Origin of the sequence: Streptomyces sp. NPDC001848 (assembly GCF_042891915.1) — a bacterium.
GTDB lineage: Bacteria > Actinomycetota > Actinomycetes > Streptomycetales > Streptomycetaceae > Streptomyces.
Genome location: NZ_JBIATP010000009.1, coordinates 22,791 through 37,465, shown reverse-complemented (window position 1 = coordinate 37,465; position 14,675 = coordinate 22,791). Strand labels below are relative to the sequence as shown.

13 protein-coding genes and 1 tRNA gene are annotated in these 14,675 nt (G+C 70.5%); 6 read left to right on the top strand and 8 right to left on the bottom strand.

Going from position 1 to position 14,675, the window contains the following annotated elements; all coding sequences use genetic code 11:
* Window positions 1-35: 35 nt before the first annotated feature.
* The gene (locus ACFYZJ_RS19605) at window positions 36-1,790 is read right to left on the bottom strand and encodes an SDR family oxidoreductase (RefSeq protein ID WP_388569590.1); all 1,755 of its coding nucleotides are present in this window, start codon (window positions 1,788-1,790) and stop codon (window positions 36-38) included.
* 299 nt (window positions 1,791-2,089) lie between these two features.
* Between ACFYZJ_RS19605 and ACFYZJ_RS19600 the strand changes: the two genes are divergently transcribed.
* The 6 genes from ACFYZJ_RS19600 to ACFYZJ_RS19575 all read left to right on the top strand — a co-directional run bounded on the left by ACFYZJ_RS19600 (window position 2,090) and on the right by ACFYZJ_RS19575 (window position 6,408).
* Window positions 2,090-3,052: an ABC transporter ATP-binding protein gene (locus tag ACFYZJ_RS19600; RefSeq protein WP_388570309.1), complete on the top strand. Its 963-nt coding sequence runs from the start codon at window positions 2,090-2,092 to the stop codon at window positions 3,050-3,052.
* Window positions 3,042-3,950: an ABC transporter permease gene (locus tag ACFYZJ_RS19595; RefSeq protein WP_388569588.1), complete on the top strand. Its 909-nt coding sequence runs from the start codon at window positions 3,042-3,044 to the stop codon at window positions 3,948-3,950. Before ACFYZJ_RS19600 ends, ACFYZJ_RS19595 begins: the two co-directional genes overlap by 11 nt.
* The gene (locus ACFYZJ_RS19590; protein ID WP_388569585.1) at window positions 3,947-4,858 is read left to right on the top strand and encodes an ABC transporter ATP-binding protein; all 912 of its coding nucleotides are present in this window, start codon (window positions 3,947-3,949) and stop codon (window positions 4,856-4,858) included. Before ACFYZJ_RS19595 ends, ACFYZJ_RS19590 begins: the two co-directional genes overlap by 4 nt.
* A 10-nt stretch (window positions 4,859-4,868) precedes the next feature.
* Window positions 4,869-5,588 carry an ABC transporter permease gene (locus tag ACFYZJ_RS19585; RefSeq protein ID WP_388569582.1) on the top strand — a complete coding sequence of 240 codons (720 nt, stop codon included), beginning with the start codon at window positions 4,869-4,871 and terminating at the stop codon, window positions 5,586-5,588.
* A 202-nt stretch (window positions 5,589-5,790) separates the two neighbouring features.
* A complete protein-coding gene (locus tag ACFYZJ_RS19580; protein ID WP_388569580.1) occupies window positions 5,791-6,030 on the top strand; it encodes a hypothetical protein in 240 nt (79 codons plus the stop codon).
* 276 nt (window positions 6,031-6,306) lie between these two features.
* Window positions 6,307-6,408: transfer RNA gene (locus tag ACFYZJ_RS19575), tRNA-OTHER, on the top strand.
* Between the two features lie 16 nt (window positions 6,409-6,424).
* Here ACFYZJ_RS19575 and ACFYZJ_RS19570 read toward each other — a convergent pair.
* From ACFYZJ_RS19570 to ACFYZJ_RS19540, 7 genes are all read right to left on the bottom strand, one after another.
* Complete coding sequence (locus ACFYZJ_RS19570) at window positions 6,425-7,261, bottom strand: HAD family hydrolase (RefSeq protein ID WP_388569577.1); 837 nt, start codon at window positions 7,259-7,261, stop codon at window positions 6,425-6,427.
* Complete coding sequence (gene serS, locus ACFYZJ_RS19565; protein ID WP_388569574.1) at window positions 7,258-8,535, bottom strand: serine--tRNA ligase; 1,278 nt, start codon at window positions 8,533-8,535, stop codon at window positions 7,258-7,260. The genes ACFYZJ_RS19570 and serS overlap by 4 nt, the downstream gene beginning before the upstream one ends.
* Window positions 8,536-9,069: 534 nt before the next feature.
* Entirely contained in the window at window positions 9,070-10,002 is a 933-nt protein-coding gene (gene pheA / locus ACFYZJ_RS19560) for a prephenate dehydratase (protein ID WP_388569572.1), read from the bottom strand.
* 72 nt (window positions 10,003-10,074) lie between these two features.
* Window positions 10,075-11,322, bottom strand: coding sequence for an iron uptake transporter deferrochelatase/peroxidase subunit (gene efeB / locus ACFYZJ_RS19555; protein WP_388569569.1), 1,248 nt, complete (start codon window positions 11,320-11,322; stop codon window positions 10,075-10,077).
* An 8-nt stretch (window positions 11,323-11,330) separates the two neighbouring features.
* On the bottom strand, window positions 11,331-13,469 hold the full coding sequence (locus tag ACFYZJ_RS19550; protein WP_388570307.1) for a copper resistance CopC/CopD family protein: 2,139 nt from the start codon (window positions 13,467-13,469) through the stop codon (window positions 11,331-11,333).
* 46 nt (window positions 13,470-13,515) lie between these two features.
* The gene (locus ACFYZJ_RS19545; protein WP_388569567.1) at window positions 13,516-13,998 is read right to left on the bottom strand and encodes a copper chaperone PCu(A)C; all 483 of its coding nucleotides are present in this window, start codon (window positions 13,996-13,998) and stop codon (window positions 13,516-13,518) included.
* The gene (locus ACFYZJ_RS19540; protein ID WP_388569564.1) at window positions 13,995-14,669 is read right to left on the bottom strand and encodes an SCO family protein; all 675 of its coding nucleotides are present in this window, start codon (window positions 14,667-14,669) and stop codon (window positions 13,995-13,997) included. Before ACFYZJ_RS19540 ends, ACFYZJ_RS19545 begins: the two co-directional genes overlap by 4 nt.
* Window positions 14,670-14,675: the final 6 nt, after the last annotated feature.

The following is a 14,675-nucleotide window of genomic DNA, read 5'->3' as shown; positions in this document are numbered from 1 at the left end:
AATATGTAGGTTCGCCAACTCCCCTGGTCCGCCGGTCACAGTGGCGGATCGATCCGTGCGATCGCGCGCAACAGCCTTGGCGCGACACGGGACAACAGCCGCGCACCCCGCGCCTCCGGAGTGACCGGTACGACCGCCTGGTTGCGTACCACCGCCCGAAGAATCGCGTCGGCGACCTTTTCCGGCCGGTAACCACGCAGTCCGTAGAGCCGGTTGGTCCTCTTCCGCCGTCGCCTCTCCTCCTCCGGGTCCACGCCCACGAACCGCGCCGTCGACGTGATGTCCGTGTGCACGAAGCCGGGACAGATGGCCGACACTCCGATGCCGCGCCCGGCCAACTCCGCGCGCAGGCACTCGCTGAGCATCAGGACGGCTGCCTTGGACGTGCTGTAGGCCGGCAGCACCTTCGAGGGCTGGTAGGCAGCCGCCGACGCGACGTTGACGATGTGGCCGCCCTGCCCACGCTCGGCCATCTGCCTGCCGAACAACCGGCAACCATGGACCAAGCCCCACAAGTTGACGTCGAGGACCGACCGCCAGTCCTCCGCGGTGGTGTCGAAGAAGGACCCCGACAGACCGATCCCGGCGTTGTTCACCAGCACATCGACCACCCCGTACACGGCGGCGACCTTCTCGGCGAGCTTCTCCATGGCCTGCTCGTCGGAGACGTCGACCGTCTCTGCCCAGGCCTCCGGAGCACCGCCGCGCCGGGCCAACTCGACTGTCCGGGCGGCAGCTTCGCCGTTCCGGTCGACCACCACCACCCGCGCTCCGGCCCTGGCGAACGCGACCGCCGTGGCCCGCCCGATGCCGCTGCCCGCGCCGGTCACCAGCACGAGCTGTCCACCGAACCGCTCCGCGTACCGCCCGCTCCCCACGGGCGCCGAACGTCCGCTCTCCACGGCGGTCACGAACCCCGCGATCCAGGCGGCCACTTGGTCGGGACGGGTGCGCGGGATCCAGTGCTGGTCCGGAAGTATTCGGCGGATCAACCGCGGTGCCCACCGCTCGAGTTCGTCGTAGAGGTGCTCCGAGAGAAACGCGTCCCCCAGCGGCGTGATGAGCTGCACGGGCGCGTGCGCGTACGCGTCGGAGCGCGGGTGGCGCAGCCTGGGCCGTATGTTGTCCCGGTACAGCCAGGCGCCGTTGGCCGCGTCCCTGGGAAGCGACGGGGCGGGGTGGTCGCCGACGGGCAGTCGCTCGGCTCGGCGCAGGATGGCGGGCCAGCTTCTGCCGAGCGGTCCGCGCCAGGCCAGCTCCGGCAGGACGGGGGTGTGCAGCAGGTAGACGTACCAGGATCGGGCACCCTGGCCCAGCAGCCGGGCGACGCGACGCGGGGTCGGCCGGCGGACCTGCCGCTTGATCCACTGTCCGAGATGGTCGAGGGACGGTCCTGACATCGAGGTGAACGACGCGACCCGGCCCTCGGTGCGCCCGGCGGTGACGAACTCCCAGCCTTGGACCGAGCCCCAGTCGTGCCCCACCAGGTGGACGGGCCGGCCGGGGCTGACCGCGTCGGCGACCGCCAGGAAGTCGTCCGTCAGCTTCTCCAGCGTGAAACCGCCGCGCAGCGGCTCCGGCGCCGTCGACCGGCCGTGGCCGCGGACGTCGTAGAGCACGACGTGGAAGCGGGCGGCGAGGCGGGCCGCCACCTGGGACCAGACCTCCTTGCTGTCCGGGTAGCCGTGGACGAGCACCACCGTGGGCCGCGCCGGGTCGCCCAGCTCGGCCACGCACAGCTCGATCCCACCCGTCCGCACCCGGCGCTCGCGCGCCCCCGTGAGAGCCACCCGTCCCCCTCTTCCGTCACTCGTACCGGTTCCGTCACCTCACACCGGCGAATGTCGCAGTTGTTAGAGGTGGCGTCAACAGTGGCCCTGCGGCCTGTGGAAAACCGCCGCGATGTGCACCCTGAGCCACCCGCCCCCCGCCACCCTGCGCCCGCCCCCCGCCATCCGCCCGTTCGACCGGTCGACCGTTCGACCTGAGGGTGACCCTTACGGGCCCGTAATACTCGAGGCTGACCCACAGACAACTCTGCGGTCTGACGACGGCAGTGGTCCGCGTCACTACTGTCGATGACGTGACTGTGATCGCGACCGAAAGCCTGAGCAAGCGGTTCCCCCGGGTGACCGCGCTCGACCGGCTCTCCGTTGACGTGGGACCCGGCGTGACCGGACTCGTCGGAGCGAACGGAGCCGGCAAGTCCACCCTGATCAAGATCCTGCTGGGTCTGTCCCCCGCCACCGAGGGCCGCGCCGAGGTGCTCGGCCTCGACGTCGCCACCAAGGGCGGCGCCATCCGCGAGCGCGTCGGGTACATGCCCGAGCACGACTGTCTGCCGCCCGACGTGTCGGCCACCGAGTTCGTCGTGCACATGGCCCGTATGTCCGGCCTGCCCCCGGCCGCCGCCCGTGAGCGCACCGCGGACACCCTGCGCCACGTCGGCCTGTACGAGGAGCGCTACCGTCCCATCGGCGGTTACTCCACCGGCATGAAGCAGCGTGTGAAGCTCGCCCAGGCCCTGGTCCACGACCCGCAGCTGGTGTTCCTGGACGAGCCGACCAACGGCCTGGACCCGGTCGGCCGCGACGAGATGCTCGGCCTGATCCGCCGCGTGTACACCGACTTCGGCATCTCGGTCCTGGTCACCTCGCACCTGCTGGGCGAGCTCGAACGCACCTGCGACCACGTCGTCGTCATCGACGGCGGCAAGCTGCTGCGCTCCAGCTCCACCCGGGACTTCACCCAGACCACCACGACCCTCGCGATCGAGGTGACCGACTCCGACGAGTACCCGGACGGCACCCGCGCGGTGCGCGACGCGCTCCTGGCGCGCGGGGTGACCACGCAGGACGGCAGCAGCCTGCCGGGCTCCGGCCACATCCTGCTGCTGTCCGCGGAGGGCGAGCAGACGTACGACCTCGTCCGGGACGTCGTCGCCGACCTGGGCCTCGGCCTGGTCCGTATGGAGCAGCGCAGGCACCACATCGCGGAGGTCTTCACGGACAGCGACGCACAGCGGAAGGAGGCGGTCGGTCATGGCGGTTGAGCAGCCCCTGGCCCATCAGGCCGAGCAGACCCGGATCCACAACATCGGCTACCGCTCGTACGACGGCCCGCGGCTGGGCCGCGCCTACGCCCGCCGCTCGCTGTACTCGCAGTCCCTGCGCGGTGCCTACGGCCTCGGCCGCTCGGTGAAGTCGAAGGTGCTGCCGATGCTGCTGTTCGTCGTGATGTGCGCCCCGGCGCTGATCATGGTGGCGGTCGCGGTCGCCACCAAGGCGAAGGACCTGCCCGTCGAGTACACGCGTTACGCGATCATCATGCAGGCCCTCATCGGCCTGTACGTCGCCTCGCAGGCGCCCCAGGCGGTCTCGCGCGACCTGCGCTTCAAGACCGTTCCGCTGTACTTCTCCCGCCCCATCGAGACCGCCGACTACGTCCGCGCCAAGTACGCGGCGCTGGCCTCGGCGATGTTCATCCTGACGGCTGCACCCCTGCTCGTCCTCTACGTGGGCGCGCTGCTCGCCAAGCTGGACTTCGCCCACCAGACCAAGGGATTCGCCGAGGGACTGGTCTCCGTGGCCCTGCTCTCCCTGCTGTTCTCCGGGATCAGCCTCGTCATCGCGGCGGCCACGCCCCGGCGCGGTTTCGGCATCGCGGCCGTCATCGCCGTGCTGACCATCTCCTACGGAGCCGTCTCCACCATCCAGGCGATAGCGGAGGTCCACTCGGGCAACTCCACGGCACTGGTGTGGATGGGCCTGTTCTCGCCCATCACCCTCATCGACGGGGTGCAGACCGCCTTCCTCGGCGCGACCTCCTCCTTCCCCGGCGGGCAGGGACCCTCGGCCGCGCAGGGAGTCGTCTTCCTCCTCGTCACCCTCGGACTCATCGCCGGCAGCTACGGACTGCTGACACGCCGCTACCGAAAGGTGGGACTGTGAGCTCCCTCACCATTGATCACGTCTCCCGCTGGTTCGGCAACGTGGTCGCCGTCAACGACGTCACGATGACCATCGGCCCCGGAGTCACCGGCCTGCTGGGTCCCAACGGCGCCGGGAAGTCCACGCTCATCAACATGATGGGCGGCTTCCTCGCCCCCTCCACCGGCTCGGTCACCCTCGACGGGCAGCCGGTGTGGCGCAACGAGGAGATCTACCGGCACATCGGCATCGTCCCCGAGCGGGAGGCGATGTACGACTTCCTCACGGGCCGCGAATTCGTCGTCGCCAACGCCGAGTTGCACGGCTTGGGCGCCAAGGCCGCCCAGCGGGCGCTGGCCACCGTCGAGATGGAGTACGCGCAGGACCGGAAGATCTCCACGTACTCCAAGGGCATGCGGCAGCGCGTGAAGATGGCCTCCGCCCTCGTGCACGACCCTTCGCTGCTGCTGCTCGACGAACCGTTCAACGGGATGGACCCGCGCCAGCGCATGCACCTCATGGAGCTGCTGCGGCGCATGGGTGCCGAGGGCCGCACGGTGCTGTTCTCGTCCCACATTCTCGAAGAGGTCGAGCAGTTGGCCTCGCACATCGAGGTGATCGTCGCCGGACGGCACGCGGCGAGCGGGGACTTCCGCAGGATCCGCCGCCTGATGACCGACCGCCCGCACCGCTATCTGGTGCGTTCCAGCGACGACCGGGCACTCGCCGCCGCGCTGATCGCCGACCCGTCGACGTCCGGTATCGAAGTCGACCTCACCGAAGGCGCCCTGCGCATCCAGGCGATCGACTTCGGCCGGTTCACGACGCTGCTGCCGAAGGTCGCGCGCGAGCACGGCATCCGGCTGCTCACCGTCTCGCCGTCCGACGAGTCCCTCGAGTCCGTCTTCTCGTACCTGGTCGCGGCGTAGGAGGCCGAAGATGTACGACCCCACAGTCGCCCGGCTCACCTACCGGGGCCTGCTCGGCCGCCGCCGGGCCCTCATCCTCGGCGCGCTGCCCGTCCTGCTGATCGTGATCTCCGCTGTCATCCGGGCGCTGACCGGCGCGGACGACCAGGTCGCCCACGACGTCCTCGGCGGGTTCGCCCTGGCCACCATGGTTCCGATCATCGGCGTCATCGCGGGCACCGGCGCCATCGGACCCGAGATCGACGACGGCTCGGTGGTGTACCTGCTGGCCAAGCCGGTGAAGCGGCCCACGATCATCTTCACCAAGCTGATCGTCGCGATCGCCGTCACCATGGCGTTCTCCGCCCTGCCGACGTTCGTCGCGGGCCTGATCCTCAACGGCAACGGCCAGCAGATAGCGGTCGCCTACACCGTGGCGGCACTGGTCTCCTCCATCGCCTACGCCGCGCTGTTCCTGCTGCTCGGCACGGTGAGCCGGCACGCGGTGGTCTTCGGCCTGGTCTATGCGCTGGTGTGGGAGGCGCTGTTCGGCTCGCTGGTCTCCGGGGCGCGCACGCTCAGCGTCCAGCAGTGGTCCCTGGCCGTGGCCCACAAGGTCTCCGACAGCTCCCTGGTCACCTCGGACGTGGGGCTGCCCACCGCGACGGTGTTGCTGATCGTGGTGACCGTGGCCGCCACCTGGTACGCGGGGCAGAAGCTGCGGACGCTGACGCTGGCGGGCGAGGAGTGACGGTCCCCGCGGGGCTCCAGCCGGAGCCCGTGGTGGGCTCCGGTGGGGTGCGGTCCGCGACGGGCCGCACCTTCCCCTCTCCCCGGGGCCCTCGGGAACAGGCCGTTCTTCTTCCTTTTTCCGAAGGCTTTTCTGACGGCGGTTTCACACCTGCCTGGGCACACTGGGCAAAGGGGATGCACGGCAGGGGAAAGGACCGGGGATGACTGCTCAGGTTCCACGGGGTGACGGGCCGGGTGAGACCGGCGACGCATGGGACGGTGTCGTGTTCGACGAGGACTTCATACGGTCCGCGTCGACCAGGGAACCGTCCGCGCGTGCCCGGATGCTGGCAGCGCGCTGGCGCAACGAGGCGCCTGCCCCCCAGCCGTGGCGTTCCGACGAGCCGCCCGCCGGCTGGTTCTTCAGCAAGGCGCGGCGCCGCAGGTGGCGGCGCCGGTAGCGGTCGCAGGACGCCGACTTCCCGGCCTTTATTCGGTGGCGCCCGATGCGGCGACCGGGCACAGTGGTGATGACCACGACGCCGGATCACCCCGGCGCCACGTTCTGGGAGAGGAGCTGGGCGATGTCCACGCACGACAGTACGCCGAGCTCCCGACAGGGCAGCCCGCGGCAGGCTCCGGAGTAGTTACCCGCTCCGTCGAGTCCGCCCCGCACGGGGAGCTGCCCGGGGCGGCCGCTTCGAGCACGCGATCAGCATCGCGTGGGCCGCCCACCCGGAGGATTGGCCGAGTGGTAAGGCACCGGCTTGCGCTGTGTTCGATCACAAGCAAGCCGTGGTCGGGGTCAACCCGCGCGCGTTCGATCCGCGCATCCTCCGCGCAAAGCTGTTGCGGTTACGCCTGCTCCAGCAACCGCTCCAGTACCACCGCGATGCCGTCCCCGTCGTTGCTCAGCGTCACCTCGTCCGCGACCTCCTTGAGGTCCGCGTGCGCGTTGGCCATGGCCACACCGTGGGCCGCCCACGCGAACATCGGTATGTCGTTGGGCATGTCGCCGAAGGCGATCGTCTCCGCGGCCTTCACCCCGAGGCGGCGTGCCGCCAGTGACAGGCCCGTCGCCTTGCTCAGGCCGAGGGGGAGGATCTCCACGATGCCCTCGCCCGCCATGGTCACCCCGACGAGACCGCCGGCGGCCTGTCGCGCCGCCTCGGCGAGTTCGTCGTCGCTCAGAGTCGGATGCTGGAGGTAGACCTTGTTCAACGGCGCCGACCACAACTCCGCCGCGTCCTTGATCGGCTGGTACGGCAGCGGCCCGTCATGAACCCGGTAGCCGGGGCCGACCAGGACCTCACCGTCCAGGCCGTCCCGGCTCGCCGCCAAGAGCAGCGGGCCGACCTCCGCCTCGATCTTGGCCAGGGCGAGTCCCGCTGTCTGCCGGTCCAGGGTCACGGACGTCAGCAGGCGGTGCTCGCCGGCGTCGTAGACCTGCGCCCCCTGACCGCACACGGCGAGGCCCCGGTAGCCGAGGTCGTCGAGGATGTAGCGGGTCCACGGGACCGAGCGTCCCGTGACCACGATGTGCACGGCGCCCGCCGCGGTGGCCGCGGCGAGCGCCTCACGGGTGCGCTCCGAGACCGTCTCGTCGGAGCGCAGGAGCGTCCCGTCGAGGTCGGTCGCGATCAGCTGGTGGGGAAACGTGGACGGAAAACCGGCATCCTCACCCGCGCTCACTTGGCCACGGGCTCCAGCAGCTCCCGCCCGCCCAGGTAAGGCCGTAGGATCTCGGGCACCCGCACCGAGCCGTCGGCCAGCTGGTGGTTCTCCAGGATCGCCACGATGGTGCGCGGCACGGCGCACAGTGTGCCGTTCAGCGTCGCCAGCGGCTGGACCTTCCTGCCGTCCCGCATCCGGACCGAGAGCCGGCGCGCCTGGAAGGTGTCGCAGTTGGAGGTCGAGGTCAGCTCGCGGTACTTGCCCTGGGTCGGGATCCAGGCCTCGCAGTCGTACTTCCGTGACGCCGACGCGCCGAGGTCACCGGTCGCCACGTCGATGACCTGGAACGGCAGCTCCAGCGAGGTCAGCCACTGCTTCTCCCACTCCAGGAGCCGCTTGTGCTCGTTCTCGGCGTCCTCCGGGTCGACGAAGGAGAACATCTCGACCTTGTCGAACTGGTGCACGCGGAAGATGCCCCGCGTGTCCTTGCCGTAGGTGCCGGCCTCGCGGCGGAAGCACGGCGAGAAGCCCGCGTAGCGCAGCGGCAGCTTGTCCGCGTCGATGATCTCGTCCATGTGGTACGCCGCGAGCGGGACCTCGGAGGTGCCGACCAGGTAGAAGTCGTCCTTCTCCAGGTGGTACACGTTCTCGGCGGCCTGGCCGAGGAAGCCCGTGCCCTCCATGGCGCGCGGGCGGACCAGGGCCGGCGTCAGCATGGGGGTGAACCCGGCCTCGGTGGCCTGCGCGATCGCCGCGTTGACGAGCGCCAGCTCCAGCAGCGCGCCGACACCGGTCAGGTAGTAGAAGCGCGAGCCGGAGACCTTCGCGCCGCGCTCCACGTCGATCGCGCCGAGCGCCTCGCCGAGCTCCAGATGGTCCTTGGGCTCGAAGCCCTCGGCGGCGAAGTCGCGGATGGTGCCGTGTGTCTCCAGGACGACGAAGTCCTCCTCGCCGCCGACCGGGACGTCGGGGTGCACCAGGTTGCCCAGCTGGAGCAGGAGCCGCTTGGTCTCCTCGTCCGCCTCGTGCTGCTCGGCGTCGGCCGCCTTGACGTCGGCGGCCAGCTGGCTCGCCTTCTTCAGCAGCTCGGCCTTCTCGTCCCCGGTGGCCTTGGGGATCAGCTTGCCGAGCGCCTTCTGCTCGGAGCGGAGTTCGTCGAAGCGGACGCCGGACGACCTGCGCCGCTCGTCGGCGGAGAGGAGGGCGTCGACGAGCGCGACGTCCTCACCACGGGCGCGCTGGGAGGCGCGAACACGGTCGGGGTCCTCACGGAGCAGGCGAAGGTCAATCACCCCTCAAGGCTACCGGTGCCAGGTTCCGGGACACGACCGCGTATTCCGATCCGCAGGGCATGGTTCCGTTATGGGGCAATTACGGTAGGTGTCAGTAGGTGTCAATAAAAGAGGGCCGGTCGCCGGAATGAGGCAGACCGTGAGGGGTTTCGTTGACCCGACTTCCTTGTGGTGAACCGGATTTGGGGTGCGCCTGTCCACAGGCGTCCACAGGCGCCGGAGGGTTATCCACAGGCTGTGCGGAAGATCTGTGGACGCCGGAAGTGATCATTCCGAAAGGCCTGCCGGGAGCGGAGAATTCCTGGTCCAAACCCCCATCACCCGCACTTTCGGGTGGAAAAGGGTCGTCCCAAAGGGTTGATCGAAAGAAACGGGTGGACAACTGTGGCGTACGTGACGGTGGACGGACGGGGGGTCCGCAGACCGATTTGTCGACTCGCTGGCCCTACCCTGTCGACTTATCCCCAGATCAAGAAAGTGGGCTGTGGATAACTCCTGTGGACAAGAAAAATCAGCAGGTAGGACGAGACGCCCCTAGAACCTGCCATCCTGGCAGCGCGCCACCCAGTCCGAGGCCGACACGAACTCGTCGTCCGACGTCCCCGGCAGCGGGGGTCGCACCGCCTCCGGCTTGATGTCCGCACGCGGGTACGAGCCGAGGAACCGCACCTGCAGACAGATCCGCTTCAGTCCCATCAGCGCCTCGGCGACCCGGCGGTCCGAGATATGGCCCTCGGCGTCGATGCAGAAGCAGTAGTTCCCGATGCCGGCTCCCGTGGGGCGCGACTGCAGCAGCATCAGGTTGATGCCCCGCACCGCGAACTCACCCAGCAGATCGCGCAGCCCACCGGGGTGGTCGTCACGCTGCCACAGCACGACGGAGGTCTTGTCCGCGCCTGTCGGTGCCGCGGGCCTGGCGGGCCGGCCGACCAGCACGAACCGCGTCTGCGCGTTCTCCGCGTCGTGGATGCCGGTCTCCAGCGCCTGAAGGCCGTAGCGGGCGGCGGCGAACTCGCCGGCGAACGCCGCGTCGTAGCGGCCCTCCTGGACCAGGCGGGCACCGTCCGCGTTCGAGGCGGCCGACTCCCAGACGGCGTCCGGGAGGTTGGCCTTCAGCCAGTTGCGCACCTGAGGCTGTGCGGCGGGGTGCGCGGTGACGGTCTTGATCTCGGAGAGCTTCGTACCGGGGCGGACCAGCAGCGCGAAGGTGATCGACAGCAGCACCTCGCGGTAGATCATCAGCGGCTCGCCCGCGACCAGTTCGTCGAGCGTGGTCGTGATGCCGCCCTCCACCGAGTTCTCGATCGGCACGAAGGCGGCCTCGGCCTCGCCGCTGCGGACGGCGTCGAGTGCCGCCGGGACGGACACCATCGGGACGAGCTCACGGGTCGCGGCCTCGGGCAGCGTACGGAGGGCGACCTCGGTGAAGGTGCCCTCGGGACCGAGATACGCATAGCTGGCTGGCATGCCCTCACCCTAATGCGCCGTGCCGAGGCTCGGCCCACGCCTGTGGAAACGGCCCCCGATCGAGCGCCTCGCCTACCCCTCCAGCAGCCGCTGCCCCACGTACTCCCCCTGTGCCGCGCCGCCCGGCACCGCGAACAGGCCGCTCGCCTCGTGGCGGATGAACTGCGACAGCGCGTCCCCCCGGTCGAGCTTGCGCTGCACGGGGACGAAGCCGCGCAGCGGGTCCGCCTGCCAGCAGATGAACAGCAGGCCCGCGTCCGGCGTCCCGTCCGCGTCGAAACCGTCGTGGTAGGAGAAGGGGCGGCGGAGCATCGCCGCGCCCCCGTTCTGGTCGGGCCGGGTGATCCGTGCGTGCGCGTTGATCGGCACGACCAGTTTGCCGTCGGCGCCGGTCTTCTCCAGGTCCATCTCGGTCGTCTCGGTGCCGCCGCTGAGGGGTGCGCCGTCGGACTTGCGGCGGCCTATGACCTCCTCCTGGGCCTTGGGGGAGAGCTTCTCCCAGTCGTCGAGGAGCATGCGGATGCGGCGGACGACGGCGTAGGAGCCGTGCGCCATCCACGCCGGGTCGCCGGACGCGGGGACGAAGATGCGCTGGTCGAAGTCGGCGTCGGTGGGCTTGGGGTTGTGGGTGCCGTCGACCTGGCCCATCAGGTTGCGGGCGGTCATGGGGTGCGCGGTCGCGCCCGGCGAGCGGTTGAAGCCGTTCATCTGCCAGCGCAGCCGGGCCGCGCCGCCCGCGTCCTTCTGGATCGCGCGCAGGGCGTGGAAGGCGACGAGCGCGTCGTTGGCCCCGATCTGCACCCACAGGTCGCCGTCGCTGCGGGACTTGTCGAGGTGGTCGGAGGAGAAGTCGGGCAGCGGGTCCAGGGCGTCCGGGCGCTGCTTCTCCAGTCCCGTACGGGAGAAGAAGCTGTGTCCGAACCCGAACGTGATCGTCAGGGACGAGGGGCCGGCGTCACGGGCGACGTCGGTGTCGTCGTGTGCGGCCGGTTCGCCCGCCATCAGCCGCTCGGCGGTGGTGGACCAGCGGCGCAGCAGTGCGGCGGCCTCCTTGCGGCCGGCGCCCGCCGCCAGGTCGAAGGCGACGAGATGGCCGCGGGCCTGGAGGGCGTCGGTGATGCCGGGCTGATGTTTCCCGTGAAACATCGCCCGGTCCGCGCCCAGCGAGGTCAGCGGCGCGGTTGTGGCGGCGGGCGCGGCGGCGTATCCGGCAGCCCCGCCCGCGGCGCCGAGCGCGAGGCCGGTGGCGCCCGCGGTGCCGAGGAGCCGCCGCCGGGTGATGGCCCCTCTGGAGGTGGTGTCGGTGGACTGGTCAGGCATCGTGGGGTTCAGCCGATCTGCGCGTTCTTGTTCACGGTCACTTGGTCGATGTCGGAGGTCCGCACGGTCACCTCGATCTTCCAGTCGCCCGCCATGGGGATCTGCACGCCGCTGGCCGACCAGTGGCCGGTGGCGATGTGGTCGGGGGCGATCGGCAGCGGTCCGATGCTCTTGGCCTGGAGCGTGAAGGCGACCTTCACCTCGGGGACGTCGAAGGCGTTGCCGTTCGGCCGTGTCACATAGACGTGCATCACGTTGCCGCCGACGCGGGCCGGGTCGAGGGTGAGCCGCACGGTGCCCTTGCCGTCCTGGCCGCCGGTGTCGAAGGGGATCTTCAGCGACAGGGATCCGGAGCGCTGGGACGCGGAGGAGGCGGTGACCGCCTTGGCCGCCTCTTCCGTGCGCCCGGGCTCGGTCGTGGTCAGTGCGGTGGTGACGGCGAGCAGGACGACGGCGACGGCCGCCTCCGCGAGGACGGTGCGGCGCAGCCCGGAACGGAAGGGGTCGGCGTCCCGGACCCGCTTGGCACGTGCGGCGGCCATGGCGGCCCGCTGCCGGGCGAGCTGGGCGGCGCGCTCGGGGTCACCGGCCCCCGCGGACGCCTTGCCGGAGGACCCGGCCGGACGGGAGGCGCCTTCCGGGCCGGAGGCTTCCGACCCGCTTGCTGTGGCCGACGTCTGCTCGGCTGACATCTCCTTGTCCGACCCCGACCCCGACCCCGACGCCGACGCCGACCCCAACCCCGACGTCTGCGCCGCGACCGTCGCCGGCTTCTTCCGGGCCGCGTCCGTCGCGACGTCGGTCGGTGCGTCCGCCAGCTGTGCCGTCCACCGGCGCGAGATCCATCCGGTCCCGACCAGGACGGCGACCAGGCCCACCTTGACGAGCAGCAGCTGCCCGTACGTCGTCCCGGTCAGCGTCGACCACGAGCCGACCTGGCGCCAGGCCTGGTAGACACCGGTCGCGGCCAGCGTCACCACGCTGCCGAACGCGATGCGCGAGAAGCGCCGTACGGCCGCCGTCCCGATCGACGGCGCCCGGTGGAGCGCGACGAGCAGCGTGGCGAGTCCGCCCAGCCAGACGGCGACCGCCAGCAGGTGCAGGACGTCGACGGGCATGGCGACGCCGGTCTGGATGCCGGTGGAGGCGTGTTCGGCCATCGCCCAGGTCGCGGCGAGCCCTGCCGCGATGACGGTTCCGCCGATGGCGAGTCCGAAGGTGAGGTCCCGCTTCTCGGCGGACGGGTCGGCGGCAACCTCCCCCGCGCCCTGCCCGGCACCGGCGTCGCCATCGCCATCGGCGGCGCCATCGGCATCGGCGGCCGCCTCCTCCGCGTCCCGCCGCACATAGGCCCCGAACAGCACCGCGATGAACAGCGCCGCGGCCGCGAGCAGCAGCAGCCGGGACACCAGCGCCGCCCCCGCCTTGGTCTGCAGCACCTGCCCGATCAGGGACAGGTCGAAGATGTCGGCGACCTTGCCCGAGCCGGTGTACGAGCCGCGCAGGAGCAGCAGCGCGAGGGTGGCCGAGGTGAGCGCCACCCACCCGGAGACCACGAGCCGCTGCACGGCCCGCACCCCGGCGCCCCGCTGCCAGCAGGCCAGTACGAAGGCTGCTCCGCCGATCAGCAGGATGAATCCGGCGTAGGAGACGTACCGCCCGATCCCGTAGAGGGTGCCGACGACCCCGCCGCCCACGGTCGGACTCGAGGCGGAGACCGTGGTCGCGGACGGGGCGCCGACGGAGAAGGTGAAGGCACCGGAGACGGGGTGGCTGTCGGCGGACACCACCTGGTAGGTGACGGTGTAGGTGCCGTTCGGCAGCCCCGGTCGCATCTGCACGCCGTAGGTCGTGCCGCTGAGGTTGGCCGGCTTTCCGGTGTCGACGCGCTGCCCCCGGGGGTCCAGGACGCGCAGCGATCCGTCGGAGAACGCGACCTGCTCGGAGAAGGTGAGTGTGACCTGGGTGGGCGCCTTGTCGACCACCACTCCCTGCGCGGGGTCGCTGCCGAGCAGTGCGGCGTGCGCCGAGGCAGGTGCCGCCCCGGCGAACAGCCCGCCCGCGACGGCGAGCAGCAGCGTCAGCAGCAGGCGGGCCGCGCGGACGCGGACCGTGCGCCGGGGCGCCGCATGGATGGTGTTCGGCACGGCGCGCCCGCCGGGAGCGATGGCCTGCGTCACGGTGATGCCTCCCTCAGTGGCCGGTCTTGGGGTTGTACGTCGCCGGCTTCACGGGCATCTCGACGGTGACCGTTCCGGACTTCGTGAAGTGCAGCTGTACGGACACCTTGTCGCCCTGTTTCGGCTTGCGGGTGAGCTTTTCGAACATGAGGTGGTTGCCGCCGCTGGTGAAGTCCAGCTCACCGTGCGCGGGCACGGCGAACGACTTCTCCTCCTCCATCGCGCCGCCCTTGGTGGAGTGCAGCGTGACGTCGCCGGCGAGGCCGCTGGTGACGGAGGTGAGGGTGTCGGCGCCGCCGGAGTTGGTCACCGTGAAGAAGCCGGCCGCCATGTCGGCGGTGACGGGCTGGGGCATGTAGGCGCCGGTGACCCTCAGTTCCGGCTTGGCGGAGGAGCCGCCCGAGCCGCCGCAGCCGGCGAGGACCAGCCCGCCGCAGCCGGCGAGCACCATCCCCGCCGCCAGCATCGCGGCGGGGCCGCCGAGGCGGCGCCTCACGGGTTCTCCCCCTTGATGACCTTGGGTATGTCGCGGATGTAGTCGTCGACGGTGGCGTCCTGGCCGTAGACCACGTAACCGCCGTTGGTCTTCGGGGAGAAGGCGACGACCTGGGTGCCGTGGGTGGAGACGATCTTTCCGTCCTTGTCCTTCCTCGGCGGCTCGATGCTGATGCCGAGGGTGCGGGCGCCGGCCTGGATGGTGGAGAAGTCGCCGGTGAGGCCGACGATGGAAGGGTCGATGCCCTTGAGCCATGTGCCGAGCGCCGCGGGGGTGTCGCGCTCCGGGTCGGTGGTGACGAAGACGATCCGCAGCGAGTCCTTCTGCGCCTGGGTCAGCTGCTTGCTCCGCTCCACCTCCTTCTTGGCGACGGCGAGGTTGTTCATGGTCAGCGGGCACTCGTCGGGGCAGTGCGTGTAGCCGAAGTAGATCAGCGTCGGCTTGTCCTTGGTCTGAGCGCGGAGGTCGTACTTCTTGCCGTGGGTGTCGGTGAGGACGAGGTCCGGCTTCTCGAACGGCTGGTCCAGCACCGTTCCGGCCTTGTCGGAGCCGGCCTCGGCGGAGACGACGGCGATCGGCTTGTCGCCGCTGTCACCGGACCCGCAGGCGGTGAGGGTGAGCGCGGCGGTGGCGAGGAGCGTGGCCGCCGCGAAGGTCTTCTTGGTGCGCATAGAGAA